17 protein-coding genes are annotated in these 17,099 nt (G+C 71.0%); 12 read left to right on the plus strand and 5 right to left on the minus strand.

The features are described 5' to 3' along the window. Positions 1-8: 8 nt before the first annotated feature. A complete protein-coding gene (locus ACZ5WC_RS30100) occupies positions 9-1,202 on the minus strand; it encodes a serine hydrolase domain-containing protein (RefSeq protein ID WP_468543762.1) in 1,194 nt (397 codons plus the stop codon). A gap of 152 nt (positions 1,203-1,354) precedes the next feature. Here ACZ5WC_RS30100 and ACZ5WC_RS30105 point away from each other — a divergent pair, with 152 nt between their 5' ends. Further along, positions 1,355-2,596 carry a sensor histidine kinase gene (locus tag ACZ5WC_RS30105; protein WP_468543763.1) on the plus strand — a complete coding sequence of 414 codons (1,242 nt, stop codon included), beginning with the start codon at positions 1,355-1,357 and terminating at the stop codon, positions 2,594-2,596. Continuing rightward, on the plus strand, positions 2,593-3,300 hold the full coding sequence (locus ACZ5WC_RS30110; protein WP_468543764.1) for a response regulator transcription factor: 708 nt from the start codon (positions 2,593-2,595) through the stop codon (positions 3,298-3,300). The genes ACZ5WC_RS30105 and ACZ5WC_RS30110 overlap by 4 nt, the downstream gene beginning before the upstream one ends. Positions 3,301-3,719: 419 nt before the next feature. Here the strand turns inward: ACZ5WC_RS30110 and ACZ5WC_RS30115 are convergent, their stop codons facing one another. Then, a complete protein-coding gene (locus tag ACZ5WC_RS30115) occupies positions 3,720-4,283 on the minus strand; it encodes a TetR/AcrR family transcriptional regulator (RefSeq protein ID WP_468543765.1) in 564 nt (187 codons plus the stop codon). Between the two features lie 109 nt (positions 4,284-4,392). Between ACZ5WC_RS30115 and ACZ5WC_RS30120 the strand changes: the two genes are divergently transcribed. From ACZ5WC_RS30120 to ACZ5WC_RS30155, 8 genes are all read left to right on the plus strand, one after another. Next, a complete protein-coding gene (locus ACZ5WC_RS30120; protein ID WP_468543766.1) occupies positions 4,393-5,001 on the plus strand; it encodes a DUF2867 domain-containing protein in 609 nt (202 codons plus the stop codon). 768 nt (positions 5,002-5,769) lie between these two features. Continuing rightward, positions 5,770-6,573, plus strand: a complete 804-nt coding sequence (locus ACZ5WC_RS30125; protein ID WP_468543767.1) for a class II aldolase/adducin family protein — start codon at positions 5,770-5,772, stop codon at positions 6,571-6,573. A gap of 16 nt (positions 6,574-6,589) precedes the next feature. After that, positions 6,590-7,579, plus strand: coding sequence for a hypothetical protein (locus tag ACZ5WC_RS30130; RefSeq protein WP_468543768.1), 990 nt, complete (start codon positions 6,590-6,592; stop codon positions 7,577-7,579). A 20-nt stretch (positions 7,580-7,599) separates the two neighbouring features. After that, the gene (locus ACZ5WC_RS30135; RefSeq protein WP_468543769.1) at positions 7,600-9,183 is read left to right on the plus strand and encodes an FAD/NAD(P)-binding protein; all 1,584 of its coding nucleotides are present in this window, start codon (positions 7,600-7,602) and stop codon (positions 9,181-9,183) included. A gap of 20 nt (positions 9,184-9,203) precedes the next feature. Next, positions 9,204-9,716 carry a tyrosinase family oxidase copper chaperone gene (locus ACZ5WC_RS30140; protein ID WP_468543770.1) on the plus strand — a complete coding sequence of 171 codons (513 nt, stop codon included), beginning with the start codon at positions 9,204-9,206 and terminating at the stop codon, positions 9,714-9,716. Between the two features lie 61 nt (positions 9,717-9,777). Beyond that, on the plus strand, positions 9,778-10,644 hold the full coding sequence (locus ACZ5WC_RS30145) for a tyrosinase family protein (RefSeq protein ID WP_468543771.1): 867 nt from the start codon (positions 9,778-9,780) through the stop codon (positions 10,642-10,644). Between the two features lie 119 nt (positions 10,645-10,763). Next, positions 10,764-11,243 (plus strand): MoaF-related domain-containing protein, encoded by a 480-nt coding sequence (locus ACZ5WC_RS30150; RefSeq protein ID WP_468543772.1) that lies wholly within the window; start codon positions 10,764-10,766, stop codon positions 11,241-11,243. Positions 11,244-11,419: 176 nt separating this feature from the next. Next, positions 11,420-12,811, plus strand: a complete 1,392-nt coding sequence (locus ACZ5WC_RS30155; protein WP_468543773.1) for an amino acid permease — start codon at positions 11,420-11,422, stop codon at positions 12,809-12,811. A gap of 38 nt (positions 12,812-12,849) precedes the next feature. Here ACZ5WC_RS30155 and ACZ5WC_RS30160 read toward each other — a convergent pair whose 3' ends face one another. Continuing rightward, positions 12,850-13,791, minus strand: coding sequence for a LuxR C-terminal-related transcriptional regulator (locus ACZ5WC_RS30160; protein ID WP_468543774.1), 942 nt, complete (start codon positions 13,789-13,791; stop codon positions 12,850-12,852). A 175-nt stretch (positions 13,792-13,966) separates the two neighbouring features. On the opposite strand from ACZ5WC_RS30160, the gene ACZ5WC_RS30165 reads away from it, so the two are divergent. Then, complete coding sequence (locus ACZ5WC_RS30165) at positions 13,967-14,677, plus strand: SDR family NAD(P)-dependent oxidoreductase (protein ID WP_468543775.1); 711 nt, start codon at positions 13,967-13,969, stop codon at positions 14,675-14,677. Next, a complete protein-coding gene (locus tag ACZ5WC_RS30170; RefSeq protein ID WP_468543776.1) occupies positions 14,674-15,057 on the plus strand; it encodes a nuclear transport factor 2 family protein in 384 nt (127 codons plus the stop codon). The genes ACZ5WC_RS30165 and ACZ5WC_RS30170 overlap by 4 nt, the downstream gene beginning before the upstream one ends. A 181-nt stretch (positions 15,058-15,238) precedes the next feature. On the opposite strand, the gene ACZ5WC_RS30175 is transcribed toward ACZ5WC_RS30170, so the two are convergent. Continuing rightward, positions 15,239-16,255, minus strand: coding sequence for an alpha/beta hydrolase (locus tag ACZ5WC_RS30175; protein WP_468543777.1), 1,017 nt, complete (start codon positions 16,253-16,255; stop codon positions 15,239-15,241). Between the two features lie 181 nt (positions 16,256-16,436). Beyond that, positions 16,437-17,099: hypothetical protein (locus ACZ5WC_RS30180; protein WP_468543778.1), on the minus strand; the 663-nt coding region annotated here is incomplete at its 5' end.

Raw genomic sequence — 17,099 nt, forward strand, 5'->3', positions numbered from 1 at the left:
CGCGGGACTCAGCGGCACAAGGCGGTGTCCACGGCGCGTTCGAGGCGTCCACGGGCCGCCTCGCCGGTGAGCTGCATGGTGACGGCGACGTTGGCGGCGCGGCCGTCGTCGGTGGCGCCGCCACGGGTCTCGTACCCCGGGAAGCTGCCGCCGTGGCCCCAGGAGAGGCCGCCGCACGGCAGCGGCCTGCTGACTAGTCCAAGTCCGTAGCGGGCGCCCGGGCCGAAGGTCGCTTCGGCTGGGACGGTGGAGCGCATCTGGGCGAGCTGGGCCGGGGGCAGGAGGCGGCCGGAGAGCAGCGCCCCGAAGAAGCGGTTGAGGTCGGTGCTGGTGGAGATCATCTGGCCTGCGGCCCAGCCCCAGGAGGGGTCCATCTCCGTGATGTCGCGCAGCGGCCTCTCCGTCGATTCCTGGTAGTAGCCGTGGGGGTGAGGCTCTCGGATCCTCGCGTCACCGGGAGCGGGGAAGTACGTGTGACGCAACCCGGCGCGGCGGACGACGCGTCGGTCGATCTCGTCGGCCAGAGGGCGGCCGGTGACCTTCTGGACGATCAGGCCCGCCAGGATGTAGTTGGTGTTGCTGTACCCCCATGTCTCCCCCGGGTCCGCGTCGGCCTTGTGCCGGAGTGCTGTGGCGAGCAGTTCACGGGGGGCGTAGTAGCGAACGTCGTCCCCGAGGTGGTTGCTGTACTCGGGGAGTCCGCTGGTGTGCTGGAGGAGCTGGCGGACGGTGATGCGACGCCCGTCGATGCCCTCCCCGCGGACGAGACCGGGCAGATAGGTGTCCACGAAGGCGTCGAGATCGACCTTCCCCTCGCCGACCAGTTGCAGCACCACAACCGCGACGAAGGTCTTGGTGTTACTGCCGATCCGTACCTGACCGTCCCTGGGCACCTTCGAACCGGTCGTCAGGTCACCGACCCCCGCCGTATACGTGCGGGCCCGGCCGTCCCGGCCCCTCACGCTCGCCAGCGCGGCAGGCAACTTGTCATCGCGGACCAACACGTTCAGCGCACGCTGCACGCCGTCCGGCCTGACAGCAGCATCAGCCGGGGCAACCGAACCGGAGGCGGCAGGCGGAACCAAGGCCACGGACCCCAGAGTCAGGGCACCGACGGCCACCGCGGCAGCCGCCGACCAGGCGCGTCGCCGACCGCCCTGCCGGGTCGAGAAACGAGGACTCCGCCGTTTCTGAAGACGCATCTGAAGACGCATAAGTCAACTCCTCAGCAATCATTTGGTCGGGGCACGATCCTTGTTTCCAGCGCCCTCTGACCGCATCGCGGGAAAGCAGGAGAAATCGCTCCCCCGATCGAGGGAGGCCGCCGGCGGGCCGCCCGGCGATACTGGCGACCATGAACAGGGGAATTCGGCTGCTGCTGCGCGGCTCCACGTACTCAGGTGTGCTGTTCGCCTATTGCGGCGCGTTGGCGAGCCTTCCGCTGCTGCCGTTCGCCCTGTTGCCGGCGCTGTCGTGGCGGTCCGCCCCCGAGAGCGTGCAGATCGTCTTGGTGCTGCTGATCTGGGCGGCGCTGGTCGGCGTGGCCGGACTGGCGCGCCCCGTGCGGCGAGCGCTGGTCGCGTCAGCCCGGCGGCTGCTGCGGGTGTCACTGCCGAACCCGGCTTCCGGTCGCCCGGCCTCAGGTTCACCCGCCCTCGACCGCTGGCGGACTCCGCTCTGGCTGGTGCTGCACGTGGCTGTCGGGTGGACGGGCGCACTGGCGAGCGGGGTGCTGCTCATCATGGGCCTCTCCCTGCCCACGAACTGGCTCGGCGGCGAGGTGCGGGCGAGCCTGTTCGGTACGTCGGTCCGGGTGTCGGGCGGGTGGAGCTGGGTGGCCGCTGCCGCGTGCATCCTGCTGGCGCTCGCCGTCTGCGTACTGGTCACCAAAGCCCTGCGGTGGTCGGCGCCGCGGTTGCTGGGGCCGTCGGCGGCCGAGCGGCTCGCGCTGGCTGCCGAGCGGGAACTGCTGCTGGCCGAACGCAACCGGGTCGCCCACGAGTTGCACGACTCGATCGGGCACACGCTGACGGCGGCGACCATCCAGGCGGCGGTGGCGGGCGAGGTGCTCTCCGCCGATCCGACCGCGGCGCGGGCCGCCATGCGCAGCATCGAGGAATCGACGCGGGCCGCGCTGGAGGACCTGGACTACGCGCTCGGAGTGCTGCGTGAGGAACAGCCCGGGACGGCGCCGACCCGGACCCTGGCCGACCTCCCCGAGCTGCTGGAACGCCTGCGGCACACGGGGGCGACGGTCGAAGCGGAGCTGTCGGGTGAACTGGCGCGGGTACAGGGGACGCTCTCCCGGGCGGCGTATCGGATCCTCCAGGAGGGGCTGACGAACGCGCTGCGCCACGGGGTGGGCGGCCCCATCCAGGTTCGGGCGGCGGCCGGACCGGACGGACTGGACCTCACGGTGGTCAACCGGACCGGAGCACGTACGGGGCCGAACCCGGGACCCTTCTCGACGTCCGGCCACGGCCTGCCCGGACTGGCCGAGCGCGTCCGGCTGCTGCAGGGTGAGTTCCGGTCCGGCCCGGAGGGAACGCAGCACTGGCGGCTGGCCGTCCGGCTGCCGGTACGGGTGTCGGCGTGAGTGGATCCGACGCGGCCGAGGGCGAGACCCTCCCCGCGGTCACAGGCCCCGCCGTCACCCTCCTGATCGCGGACGACGACGAGGTGACCCGCAGCGGTCTGGGCATGCTGCTCGCCGCACAGCCGGGGATCACGGTGCTCGGCGAGGCCGCCGACGGCGTCGAGGCGGTCGACCGGGCGCGGAGCCTGCGGCCGGACGTGGTCCTGATGGACGTCCGAATGCCGCGCCGCAACGGGATCGAGGCCACCCGACAGCTTCTGGCCGAGGCGGCCGACCCGCCGAAGATCGTGGTGATCACCACCTTCGAGAACGACGACTACGTCACCGCCGCCCTCAGCGCGGGCGCCAGCGGCTTCATCCTCAAACGTTTCCCGGTCCGCCGGATCGCCGAGGCGGTCCGGGTGGTGGCGGCGGGCGAAGCGGTGCTCTTCCCGGCCACTCTGGGCCGCATGGTCGCCGCCCGCCCGCTGGGCTCCGCGGAGGCCCTGCCGCAAGCCGCCCTGACCGGCCGTGAGGAGGAGGTTCTGCGCCTGATGGCCACCGGACTCTCCAATCCGGAGATCGCGGAGTCCCTCACGGTGAGCCTGGAGACGATCAAGACCCACGTCGGGAACGTGCTGACCAAGCTCGGCGCGCAGAACCGGACCCATGCGGTGGTGATCGCTTACGAGTCCGGCCTGGTGGTCCCGCGCTTCGCCGGCTGACCGGGCTCCGCTCACCCCTTCACGGCCGCGCGCACGGCTCTCCGGGCTCGGGCCCGGTCTCGTTCACCTCCGTCCGGAGCTGCCCGGACGCGACCATCCCGTCTGCCCTGCCACAGACCAGGACAGGTTCGGGTCGCGCTCGGTACGAACCGAGTTCAGGCAATCGGGGAAGTGGGCGGCCCCTCCCCCGCCGTGCCGCGGCGGCCTGCGGCTGCCGACGCCCCTCCCACGGCGGGAGTCTGCTTTCCCACGCGTCCACGGATCACGCGGACACGCCATCCCTGAACCCGGTGCCGGGGCCCCGGCCCACTGCCGATGCCGCCCGGTCTCACGAGGTACACCGGCATGAGGTCCCGGTCCACACCGGCGACATGGCTGGGCGGCCTCGATAGTGGCCTGCCTCGGTGGCCTTCGACGCGCTAGCTCAGGCTCAACAGCCGGTCCTTGACCGCGTCGAGTACCTCCGCGCGGTCGAGCGGGCCGTTGTCGGCCACGATGAGGTGGTCGCCGATGCGCAGCGAGAAGGTGATCAGGCAGCGGGCCTCGACATCGCCCTCGTCGGGGCAGAAGGCCCCGTAGAGCTCGCGCAGATAGTCCATGCGGCGGTTGTCGGCCCGGCGGAGGCGATGCGCGACTCCCTCGTCGCGCCGGGCCCACTCGCGGATCGCCAGCTCCAGCCCGGCGTCGGTCGCGACCGCCCCGCTCGACCCCACGAAGTCGAAGAGGTGCCGGAGCCGTTCACGGGCGTCGCCCCCATCGCGCTCGATCCGCTCGATGACGGCCTCGGTGACCTCGCGCTCCCAGGTATCGAGCATCTCCTCCAGCAGGGCGGCGCGGTTGCGGAAGTAGCCGTAGAAACCGCCCTTGCTGACACCGAGCGCCTGGGCGAGGACCTCGACCCGGACAGCCTCGGGACCGCCGGCGGCGAGCATGCGGAGCCCCTCCTCGATCCACCTGTCGCGCGGCGTACGGATCGCACCCATAGCGTGTCCCTCCTCACAAACCCCCGAACGTAACCCCCGGCCAATATACGGAACCGTACAGATGGACCTATGCTCGTTCTATACGGCACCGTATAGACAGGAAGCTGCCATGAGCGATCTGCGCCTTCCCCCGACCGATCACACGTCCCGCCCCTGGCGTATCCACGAGATCGCCGGCGACTTCCGGCTGGAGGATGTGTGGGCACTGCCGACGCCGGGCGGCCCGGACGATCTGCACCAGCTGGTCGATCAGATGGCGAGCGGCAAGGACGGTCCGGACGGCGGCGACCCCGTGGGCCGCTTCCTTTTCGCGGTGCGCTGGAAGCTCGGTGCACTCCTCGGCTGGGACAAGCCGGGCACAGGCATCGGCGGCCGGGTGGCGACGCTGCGCGACCGGCTGCCCGAGGATCTGCGCGAGGGGCCACGGGGCCCCGACCTCAGCACGGCGCCCTTCACCTCGGTCTTCCAGACACACGACGAGTGGGCCGCCGAGTACGCCAACGGGACCATGCACGGGGTACTGCACATCGGCTGGGTCCCCGACGGGAACGGCGGCTATCGCGGCCAGATGGCCGTCCTGGTGAAGCCCAACGGCCGCCTCGGCTCCCTGTACATGCTCGGCATCAAACCCTTCCGGTACCTGGGGGTCTACCCGGCTCTCATCCGATCGATCGGCCGGGAGTGGCAGGAGAACGCGGAGCGTCGGATCACACCCTGACGCCTCCCGCCTCCCGCCTCCCCGCCTTTCCGCCTTTCCGCCTTTCCGCCTCAACAGCTCCGGCGAGAAGTCAGCGCCAGGCCGCCCAAACGGTCGTCGTCAAGAAGGTGCCACCCGAGGCCCCGGGTCCGGTCCCAGTTCCGGGTCCCGGTCCGGGTCCAGGTCCAGGTCCCGGGGGCACAGCCGGCCAGGTCGGCGCCCTGAGCATCAGATAACAGGGGGAGTGCCGGTGGCGATCGACATCCATCGGTCTCCCTCTCCCCCCCCCCGAACGTTTGCGCCTTTCGACGGAACCCGAAGCCGCCGGGCCGTCGGGCCGCCGCCCCGGGAAATGACGGGGCCCTCGACGCCCGTCACAACAGGGCGCACGAGCGCGGGTATCGCCGCTTCCGCACAGCAAGGCGCACGGCCACGCGTATCGCCATTCCCGCACACCACGCCGAATTCGCATGCCTCCGCGAGCCCTCGGACCGGAAATACGGCCGACGGCAGCGCCCGGCTGCCAGGGCGTGATCCGGACACACCTGCCGGAAACCCCGCCGTCTCCACGCCCTTCAAGGCCCGGACTTTGCCAGCTCTTTCCAGGGACTTTCGGCCACTCTTCTCAAATGTGCAGCTGCCTGCACATTTCGGCAATGCAGGTTCATGAAGTCCGAAATGCGCTAATTGCCAACCCCCGTTGACACGTGATCGGGCCAAGCTCACTGGCGTATTGGGCGCCGCACCGACGGCGCCCGCTGCATTCCCAGCACTACGAGAGGGACCGTTGTGACAGACAGCCCGCCGGCCGGCTTCCTGGCCGACACCGCGACCGGACTGCCCATTCCCGACGACGCCGTGTTCGCCTCGGTCGGGGAGGAGCGCCGCCACCGCAAACAGCGCCTGGCCGCCGCGATGCGGCTGTTCGGGAAGGCGGGGTTCGCCGAAGGGATATCCGGCCACATCTCCGTCCGCGACCCCGAACACCACGACCGGTTCTGGGTGAACCCCTTCGGCCTGTCCTTCAACCAGGTCAAGGTGAAGGACCTGATCTGCGTGGATGCCACCGGCCGCGTGGTCGAGGGCGAGGGGAAGGTCAACCCCTCCGCCTTCACCATCCACTCGAAGATCCACGAGCGGCCCGAGGCCGAGGCCATCGCCCACGGCCACACCGTTCACGCGCGGGCCCTCGGCTCCCTCGACCGGCTCCTGGAGCCGCTCGACCAGGAGTCCTGTGCCTTCTACGAGAACCAGGTCCTCTACGGCGACTACGACGGCCCCGCGATCAGGATCGAGCACGGCGAGGACATCGCCCGCCGGCTCGGCGACAAGAGGGCCCTGCTCCTGCGGTACCACGGACTGCTCACCGTCGGCGGCAGTATCGAAGAGGCCGTGCACTGGTTCTTCACCTACGAATCGTGCGCCCAGGTCCAGCTCGCCGCGCTCGCCGCGGGCACCCCCAAGCCCATGAGCCACCAGCAGGCCCTCGCCGCTCGCGACGGATTCGGCGACGACCAGCTCGGCCGCTTCAGCTTCCAGGTCATGTGGGACGAGATCACCGCCGAGCAGCCCGAACTGCTCGACGAGCGATGAGTCCGGAGCACACGCCATGAGCGCACACCTCACATCAGCCAAGCGCGAGATGGCCAAGGCCGTCATCATCGTCGCCCTCGTGCAGTTCGTCGTCGGCGGCTGGTTCTCCTGGACGGCCTCCCGCTCGGAGCCCACCCGCGTGCCCGTCGCCGTCGTCGCCGACAACGGCCCGTACAAGCAGCTCGACGCGCTCCTCGGGGCACACGGCGACGACTTCGACACCCGTCGGGTCGACACCGCGGGCCAGGCCGAATCGCTCCTGCGCGACCGCGAGGTCTACGGCGCCTTCGTCCAGGACGACGCCGCCGGCCACGGCTGGCGGCTCAAGGTCGCCTCCGCCGCCTCCCCCGCCGTGTCCGCCGCACTGTCCGGGCGGCTGGCCGAGCTGACAGGCACCTCCGAGCTCGTCGAGGAGGTCGTCCCCGCCAACGGCAGCGACCCGCACGGCTCCGGCATGACCATGGGGTTCTTCCCCCTGATCGTCACCTCCGTCATCATCGGCCTGCTCCTCGTCCTCAAGGTGCCCGACGCCCGCCTGCGCCTCGCCGGCGTCGCCGCGTTCGCCGTCCTCTCGGGACTCCTCAGCTCACTCATGCTGACCGTCGTCTCCGGTGTGCTGCCCGGCTCCTTCCTGACCAACGCCGCCGCGATCGTGCTGCTGGAACTGGGTATGGCGGGCTTCATCACCGGCCTCGGCGCCCTGCTGGGCCCGGGCGGAATCGCCGCTGGAGCCGTCGTCATGTTCCTGATCGGCAACCCCCTCTCCGGCATCGCCACGGGCCCCGACCTGCTGCCCGGATGGCTCGGCGGCATCGGCCAGCTCCTGCCGCCCGGCGCGGCGGGATCGTTCATCCGCGCCGAGGGCTCCTTCGCGGGTACGGGCAGCGGCTCCCCCCTCGCCGTACTGGCCGGGTGGGCCGTCATCGCCCTGGCCCTGCTGCTCCTCGCCGTAGTCAAGGAACGTCGCAGGCGCCCGGAAGACGCCCGCGTGCTCCAGAACGTCTGACCAGGGAAACCACACACTCCATGAACGACATGACCGATCAGATGTCCAACGAGCGCACGGCCGACGAGCGCACGGCCGACGAGCGCACGGCCGACGAGCGCATGGCCGACGAGCGCATGGCCGACGACATAGCCATCATCGGAGGCGGTGCGGCGGCCGTAGCGGTACTCGACCGTCTCGCCCGGCTGCCCGAACCCGGCAACGGCCGCGTGGTCGTGTTCGAACCCGACGGCTCCCGGCTGTGGCGGGGCCGCGCCTACCAGCACGACGCCGACTCCGTGCTGGTCAACATCCTCCCCGCGGAGATGTCCGCCACCGTCGGCGACCCCGGCGCGTTCGCCGACTGGCTGAAGCGCACGGAATCCCCCTACGGCGGCGGCGCCTGGGACGAGGACGGCCACTTTCCGCCACGCCATGTCTTCGGCTCCTACCTGGAGCACACCGCCGAGCAGGCCGTCTCCTCCCTGTCACTGCGCGGCAGGCCCGTCACCGTCGTCCACCGCCGGGTCACCCGGGTGCGGGACGCGGACCCCTTGCTCGACGTCACCGACGACAGCGGGGACACCTGGCGGTTCGGCCATGTCATCTGCGCCGTCGGGCCCGGAATCCCGGCCGACCACTACGGGTTGACCGGTGAGGAAGGCTTCCTCCCCGACCCCTATCCGTTGGCCGACACCCTCGCCCCCATCCCCGCGGACGCGGCGGTCGCGGTGATCGGTACCGGCCTGGCCGCCGTCGACACGGTCGTGTCCCTGTACCGGGCCGGACACACCGGACCGGTCGTCATGGCCTCCCGCAACGGATGCCTCCCCGCGATCCGGCAGCGCCCGGTACACCCCGAGATCCGCCACTTCACCCCGGCCCGCATCCACGACATCGCCGCCGACGGCAACCCGATCGGCCTGGAGCAGCTGACGGACCTGCTGGCCGAAGAGCTGCGCGCCCACGGCGCCGATCCCGCCATCGCCCTGGACGAACTGATGTCGGCCGAGCGCGAGGACCCGCTGGACCGGCTGCGCCGCCAGTACCAGGAGCTCGACCACCCCGACACCGGCATGCGCGTCATGCAGGAGGCCGTGCCGACGACCGGCCCGGACGCCTTCCCCCTCCTGCACCCCGAGCTCCAGGACTACATCCGCGAGAACCTCTACCGGGGCATCATGTCGCTGTGCTGCCCGATGCCGCCGGAGAACGCCCGCGTCCTCCTGGACATGGCCGACCGGGGCCAACTGCACGTCGAGCGGGGCCTGCACACCGTCAAGCCACGTGACGGCGGGGGCTTCCTGCTCGGCGCGGACCGGTCGGAGGAGGCCGACCGGGTCGTGAACGCCGTCTCCGCACCGGCCCACCGCATCCCCGAGGCCGCCCGTGCCGTGTTCACGTCCCTGACGGAGGCGGAGCACGCCGAGTACCACCCGGCGGGCGGGATCGCCGTCGAACCGGCCACCTCCCGGGCGACCGTCGACGCTCGGCCCCACCAGCGGCTCTACGCCATCGGGGACGTCGCCGGGGGCACCTTGTTCTTCACCTCCGGCATGCCCTCGATCGTCGACCGGGCCCAGGACATCGTCAACGCCGTCAGCGGCACCGGCCGGAAGGGCTGAGGACCATCAACACCTCCACCATGACCCGCCGTTCACTGCTGCGGAACGCCGCCGTCGCGGCGACCGCCGCCGCCGGCGTCACCGCCGTAACCGCCATGGCCACGGCCTCCGCGTCGCCGGAGCGGCGCCTGCAGGCCGCAGCCGAGGAGACGGACCCGGCCGTCCCGTTCGACGAGGTCTACAAGGGCCGCCGGATCGAGGGCAGGCCGGTCCCGGAGGGCCACGCCCACCACGGCGGGGCCGCCCACGGGGCCTCCGCCGCGGACACGGCCCGCACCGCGGGCACGACGCGCACCGCGGGCCTGGCCCGTACCGCCGCCGCCTCGTCGCACGAGCAGGGCCTCCCGCCCGCCCCGGCGGTCGAGATCAAGATCGACGGGAGGGTGCTGCACGTCATGCGCCGCGCTGACGGCACGTACATGAGCCTCCTCAACCACTACGAGTCCTTCCCGACCGCACGCGCCTGCGCCCAGGCCGCGGTCAACAACCTCGGCCCCAACTCCCAGCTGGCCCTGGGCAACATCCACGGCTGACCGGCCGCCCGCCACCAGCCGTCCGTCTCCGCCCCAGCGACACCGCAGGAGCACCTTCTCCGTGCACATCCGCAAGAACTGCAAGGACCTGACCGCCGTCGAGCGCAAGCGCTTCATCGACGCGGTCCTCGAAGTGAAGAGCAAGGGCGTCTACGACGACTACGTCAGGACCCACGCCCACTATTTCGTCGCCGACGGCGAGGGCGGCAAGCGCTACGGCCACATGGGCCCCAGCTTCCTGCCCTGGCACCGCGCCATGCTCATCGACTTCGAGAACGAGCTGCGCAAGGTCGACGACCGCGTCACCCTCCCGTACTGGGACTGGACCTCCGAGCAGTCCACCACCGGCATCCCCTGGACCGAGGACTTCCTGGGCGGAAACGGCCGCGCCGGTGACCGCCAGGTCACGAGCGGCCCGTTCGCCCACCGGGCGGGCCGGTGGGACATCAACGTCCAGGTCACCAACGACCCTTTCCTCATGCGGGACTTCGGCGGCTGGAACAACGGGGTCTCGCTGCCCGGCCCGGCCGACCTCGAAGAAGCGCTGTCCGACGCGCGCTACGACAGCTACCCGTACGACTCCACCGCCACCACCACCGGCTTCCGCAACAAGCTGGAGGGCTGGACCGTCGGCCAGGACGTGGGCTGGAAGCTCCACAACCGCGTCCACGCCTGGGCGGGCGGCCAGATGACCGGCGGCAGTTCACCGAACGACCCGGTCTTCTGGCTGCACCACTGCTTCATCGACCTGATCTGGACGCGGTGGCAGGAACGCCACAAGGACGTGCCCCAGTACCTGCCGGAGAAGCCCATCGCGGCAGGCGACAGCCAGCACGGGCGCGTCCTGTCCCTCGACGAGAAGCTCACACCGTGGGACGTCACCCCGCGGCAGATGCTCGACCACACCGGGTTCTACCGGTACGCCTGACCTCCCCGCTTCCCGGGGCGGCGCCCCCGCGTCCGGTACCGAGAACTCCGGAGCGCGCGGGCGGCCAAGTCATCTCATCCGTACACCACTTCATCACCGCAGCAAGGAGCTGATCCGTCATGCGCAAGACCGTCAACACCACTCGGGTTGCCCGGGCCCTCGTCCCCGCACTCGCCCTCGCCTCCGCCGTCGCCCTCGCGGGACCGGCCGCCGCCGACGCCCCCGCCCGCACCGGCGCCACCGCCGGCGCGGCCGTCGAGCAGAACCGCAGCGAGCTGCCCGCCTTCGCCGGACACTCCTACCGCCTGGAGGTCGACAACGGCGTCGTCTTCCACAACAGCTACTCCGCCGACGGCACCAAGCTCCACTGGGAGGCGACCGCGGGCCCGATGAAGGGCAACAGCGGCGACCAGGACCTCGCGGTGAAGAAGGTCAACGACGGTATCTACCACGTCAACTGGGTCGAGGAGTCCGGCATGACCGTCTCCCACGTCATGGACCTGAACTCCGGGAACGTCTCCGTCTACTGGACGTACGTCAACGAGAGCGGCGACCGGGTCGGCGAGCTGCACACCGCCACCCTCGCCCGCATCGCCTGACCCACCGGGTGACGCCACCGGGCCGGCCCGACCTCCACGGGCCGGCCCGGCCCCGGCTCCAGACCCCGCCTGCTCGCCCAGCGCCCGCCCGTTCTCCCAGCACCCGCCTGTTCTCCCAGGCACCGCCAGTTCTCCCAGCGCCCGCCCTGCCTTCCGGCACCTTCCCGAGGAGCCCCGTGGCCGCACCTGCCGCTACCCGTGCACCGCACCCCCCGCAGCATCCTCCCGCCGAGCACCGCCTCAAACCCCACCTGGCCTCCCGCCACCTGACCATGCTCGCCCTCGGCGGTGTCATCGGCGCCGGTCTCTTCGTCGGCTCCGGGCAGGGGCTGGCCCTCGCCGGGCCCGCGGTCCTCGTCTCCTATCTGCTCGCCGCGCTCATCGCCCTCGCCATCATGCGGATGCTGGGCGAACTGGCCGCCGCCCTCCCCGTATCGGGGTCCTTCTCCGTCTACGCGGACAAGGCGCTGGGGCCCTGGGCCGGGTTCACCACCGGCTGGCTCTACTGGTGGATCACCGCGATCGCCATCGCCGTCGAAGCCGTCGCCGCCGCGGGCATCGTCCACCAGTGGATACCGGCACTGCCCAGCTGGACCGCCGCCCTCGTCTTCATGGCGCTGTTCACCGCGCTGAACACGCTGTCGGTGAAGATGTTCGGTGAGGCGGAGTTCTGGTTCGCGTCCCTCAAGGTCGCCGCCATCATCGCCTTCATCGCGCTCGGCGTCGCCGCCCTGGCGGGCTGGCTGCCCGGTACCCCGTCCCCCGGCACGGCCCATCTCACCGGGCACGGGGGCTTCGCCCCCCACGGCGTCACCGGCATCCTCGCCGCTCTGCTCGCCGTCATCTTCGCCTTCGGCGGCATGGAGGTCATCGCCATGGCCGCCGCCGAGTCCGCCAACCCCTCGCTCGCCGTCTCCCGCGCCGTACGGTCCGCGATCTGGCGTATCGCCCTGTTCTACATCGGCTCGGTCGCCGTCCTGGCCGCCCTGCTGCCCTGGACCTCCGCCCGGCCCGGGCACAGCCCCTACCCGCAGGTCCTGGAACGGCTCGGCATTCCCGCCGCGGGCACGGTCACCGAGGCCGTCGTCCTCATCGCGCTCCTCTCGGCCCTCAACGCCAACCTCTACGGCACCTCCCGGATGCTGCACTCGCTCGCCCTGCGCGACGACGCCCCGGCAGCCCTCGCCCCGGTCAGCCCCAAGGGCTCCCCGCGCCGGGCCGTGGTCGCGTCCGCCGCCATCGGGTTCCTGTGCATCCCGCTGGAAGCGGCCCGGCCCGGAGACGTACTGCCGGTGCTGGCCGAGGCCATGGGCGGTGCCATGCTGTTCATGTGGCTGACGGTCGCCGTCTCCCACCTGGTCCTGCGCCGCCGCCTCGAACGTACGCAGCCCGACCTCCTCGTCCTGCGTACCCCCGGTTTTCCCGGTGTCACCATCGCGGTGATCGCCGTCCTCGTGGCCGTCATCGCGGCCATGGCCCTCGACCCGTCCGCCCGCGGCCAGATCCTCGCCTCCGCCCTGCTCGCCTGCGTTCTCGCCGGAGTCGGCCGTCTACGCCGACGCGGCTGACGGCCTGCGACGAGAACGCCGGGGAGCGACGAGAGGCATCAGGGAACGGCAAGGTCCTCCGCACCGTCGTGCGTGGCCTCCGCCTGGGCGATGAGGTAGCCGAGCTGCGCCCGCGACCGCGATCCCAACTGCTGGGAGATACGGGACACATGACCGGCCACAGTCCGCCGCGACACCCCCAGGCGACGAGCGATCGCGTCGTCGGTGTGACCGGACACGAGGAGCCGCATCACCGCCCGCTCCACCTCGTCCATGATCACCGGCTCCCGCGCGCGCACCACCGGCGCCGACACGGGCGTGCCCCGCTGCCAGGCATCCTCGAACACGCAGACGAGGAAGGCCACGATGCCCGGGTGGGTGATCTCCACCGCCCCCGCGTGCGGCGAACCGTCGCTGTGGACCAGGTAGGCGCTCGAACGGTCGCACAGCAGGAGCCGGCCGATCACCTGGTCCACGGTGCGGACATGGCCGCCCGCCTCCTCCACCCGCGCGATGTGCCGAAGCAGTTGGGCGTTCGTCTGCGCCGCATGCGGATAGAGCGTGCGGTGCGTCACCCCCCGCGGGACCAGCCGGGGGTCTTCCAGGTCGAAGGCGTTGCGCTCGCCCAGCGGCTGGATCGTGGCCAGCTCGCTGCGACAGGAGCGGACCGCCTTCTCCAGCGTGGGCATGACCACACCTTCGCCGTCGATCCGGGCCACGCTCGAACGGGCCTCGCGGACCGCGGCCCGGTACATCGCCTGGACGGAGGAGAAATCGGAACGGGTCCGCTGCACGCGCTGCCTGCCGCGCCGGATGTCTTCCTCCAGCGGTTGCAGCAACTCATCGAGAGCTACGTCCGGCGCCACCGGCACCAGCAGCCTGGGGTCGTCCGGCGGAGGGGTCACCAGGCCGAGCTGTAGCAGGCACCCGGGCGCCTGGGCCAGCGGCATACAGCCCTTGATCACCGCGTAGCGGTACCTGGCCAGGCCCTGCGCGCACACCGTCGACGGGTCCTCCCCGCACGAGCACCCGGACGGCTGAGAGGTCTGTCTGTCCCTTTCACGATCCAGCATTTCATGATTATGCACTCAATTTCCAAGGAAATCGGCTGAGTGGCCCCTTAGCGTTCCAGTGCAGACCCCGCACCCACCTAGGAATCGCAGGAGAGACCTCCCTATGACCATCAGTGGCACCACCGTGCTCATCACCGGAGCCGGAGCCGGTATCGGCCTGGCCACGGCGCGACTGGCAGCCGAGCGCGGCGCCCATGTCGTCCTCACCGACCGCAACGAGGACGCCGTACGCCGGGCGGCCGAGACCATCGGCGGCCGGGCCGAGTACCGCGTGCTGGACGTGACCGATCCCGCCTCCGTCGACGCGGCCGTGGGCTCGCTGGAGCGCGTTGACCACGTGTTCACCAGCGCGGCGGGAATCACCGTTGGCCCGTTCGAGGAACTCGGCGAGGACGACTTCCGGCGGTTCTTCGAGATCAAGTGGTGGGGCCAGTACCGCGTCCTGAAGGCGGCCCTGCCGCGCATCCCGCGGGCGACCGGCTCGGTCACCCTCATGTCCGGCTACCTCTACCGCAAGCCCGAACTCGGCTACTCGGCCTTCGCCGCGGTCAACGGAGCGATCGAGGGCCTGGTGAAGTCCCTCACCCACGAGCTCGCGCCGCTGCGGGTCAACGCCCTGGCCCCCGGCCCGGTGGACACCCACGCGTCCCGGATGCCCGCGGACGAGCACGCCGCCTACCGGGAATCGGTGTCGCGGCGGCTGCCCGTCGCCCGGCCCGGGGAGGCCGACGAACTCGCGCACGCCGCCCTGTTCCTCATGGAGAACACCTTCACCACGGGCATCACCCTCGACATCGACGGAGGCATCCGATGACCACAGCCAACACCGCCGCCAACACCGCCGCCACGGAGGTGCTGGGCGACCTGCTCCAGGAGTGGCAGAGCCGGTTCAACGAGCCCGATCCCGAGCGGGCCGCCGCCCTGTTCACCGAGGACGCGCTCTTCCAGGGCCTGTTCCCGGACCCGGTCACCGGACCCGAGAGCATCGCCGGTTACTACCGGCAGGTCCCCCCGGGCACCCGGGCCATCGCCCGCGTCCTGCACGCATACCGGGGCGGGGACGACTGGATCGGCGGCCTCACCCAGGTCGTCTTCCACCAGCACGACGGCGACATACCCGTACGTCTCTCCCTCGTCGCCGTCCGCGGCGACGAGGGCTGGCGCATCCGGCAGTACCACGTCTCGCGCCTCTGAGCTCCGGCCCCGCACGGCTCCCCGGCCCTGGTTCCGGTTCCGGTCTCGGTTCCGTTCTCCTTCAGCTCGGCCTTGGCGGCCTGCCGGGCGTCCGGGGTGGCCGGTGCGGCACCGACCGCCCCGGCACCGACCACCCCCCGGCGGCGGCCGCCGCCGGGGGGCCGTTGGCCTGGCTGCGCCGCTACGCCTTGCGGAGGCGGCCGATGATGCCGTTGAGGTCCTGCTCGAAGAACCAGGGGTCGACCTTGTGGCCGCCGTCCCTCTCGTGAGACTCGTGCTGGATGCCCGCCCTGTCGAGGAAGCCGCGGAACTCCCGCTGGGTTTCGAGCACGCCGACCTCGTTGAACGTGTCCCAGAACGTCGGCTCGGGGGTGGTGCCGGCGACCATGAAGATCCGCTTGCCCCGGTAGCTCTCCAGCCGCTCGACCGGGTTGTCCGCGCTGACCCGGGCCTCGTCCCAGAGCGGCGCGCCGTAGACGGTGCCGCCGCCCAGTTCGACGGCCGCGGACGAGGCGTTGGCCCAGTGCACGACCGCGCCGTTGACTCCGGCGACGGGACCGCGCAGGCTGGCCGGGCCGGAGTGGGAGCTCACCGAGGCGAAGTGCCCCCAGTACTTGGCCGCGTACTTCAGCGCGCCGAAGCCGCCCATCGAGAAGCCGGAGACGGCGCGGCCGTCGAATTCGGCGTACGTCCGGAAGTTCGCATCGATCCACGGAATCAGCTGGCTGATGTGGAAGTGCTCCCAGTCACGGGCTCCGACGTTGGTGCTCACCGGGTTGGAGTACCAGCCCGCACGTCCGCCGTCGGGCATCACCACGATGACCGGCTTGCCTGCGGTCGCCGCGCGGATGCCCCAGCGGTCCCAGGAGATGAAGTCCTGCTCGCCGCCGTGGAGGAGGTAGAGGACGGGATAGGTGCGACCGCTCCAGTGGTAGTCGTCGGGGAGCAGGACGTTGACGGCAGGGGCCCAGCCGCCGATCGCACCGGTCTGGAACCGGTAGTACCACATGCGGGGGTCGTGCTCCATGCTGTCCACGATGTGCAGTCCGAAGCCGTCACCGGCGGCGGCGCCCCGGGCTGCCGCGCTCGCGGGCGAGGCCGACGCGACGGCGCCCGCGCCGCCGAGGGCCACGGCGGCGGAGACCCCGCCGACGGCCTTGAGAAGCTTCCTGCGGGTGGTGCGGTGCTGCTCGCTCAACTTCGCCTCCTGGTCGGGAAAATGGTCCGGTGAGCGGTGTGTGCCGGTGGTTCCGCCCGCTCGGAAGCTAGCTGCCCGGCGTTCTCTGCGGCATCCGGAACGATCCGGAGTGACAGGGCCCTCGGGTCCTGATGGGATACGCCCGCGGCTTTCGGTGCCGACTTTCGGTGCCGGCTTTCGGCTATCGGCCTGCGAGGGAGTGCGCGGGACCGCCCACCTTGTTCCACGCGATCCCGGATCCCGACCACTGGAGAACGGCACTCTTGTCCGGGCTCAGCCCGTACAGATGATCATCGGTGACCGCGAACTGCGCCGCCGGACCACCGACCTTGCTCCACTCGTCCGGCGTACCACTGAACCTGAACAGATCACCCGTCGACGGACCCGTCGCGAACAACCCAGCCCCACCCGCGACCAACTCACCAGCGGCTCCACCGACCTTGACCCACGACGTCCCGGTCCCCGACCACTGGAATACGGCACTCTTGTCCGGGCTCAATCCGTACAGATGATTACCGGTGACCGCGAACTGCGCCGCCGGACCACCGACCTTGCTCCACTCGTCCGGCGTACCACTGAACCTGAACAGATCACCCGCCGACGGACCCGTCGCGAACAACCCAGCCCCACCCGCGACCAACTCACCAGCAGCACCGCCGACCTTCGTCCACGCGACACCCTGCCCGGAGTACTGCAAGACAGCACTCCTGTCCGGGCTCAACGCGAACAGACCATCACCCGCGACAACGAACTGCGCCGCCGGACCACCGACCTTGCTCCACTCGTCCGGCGTACCACTGAACCTGAACAGATCACCCGCCGACGGACCCGTCGCGAACAACCC

The organism is Streptomyces sp. NPDC033165 (genome assembly GCF_055577965.1).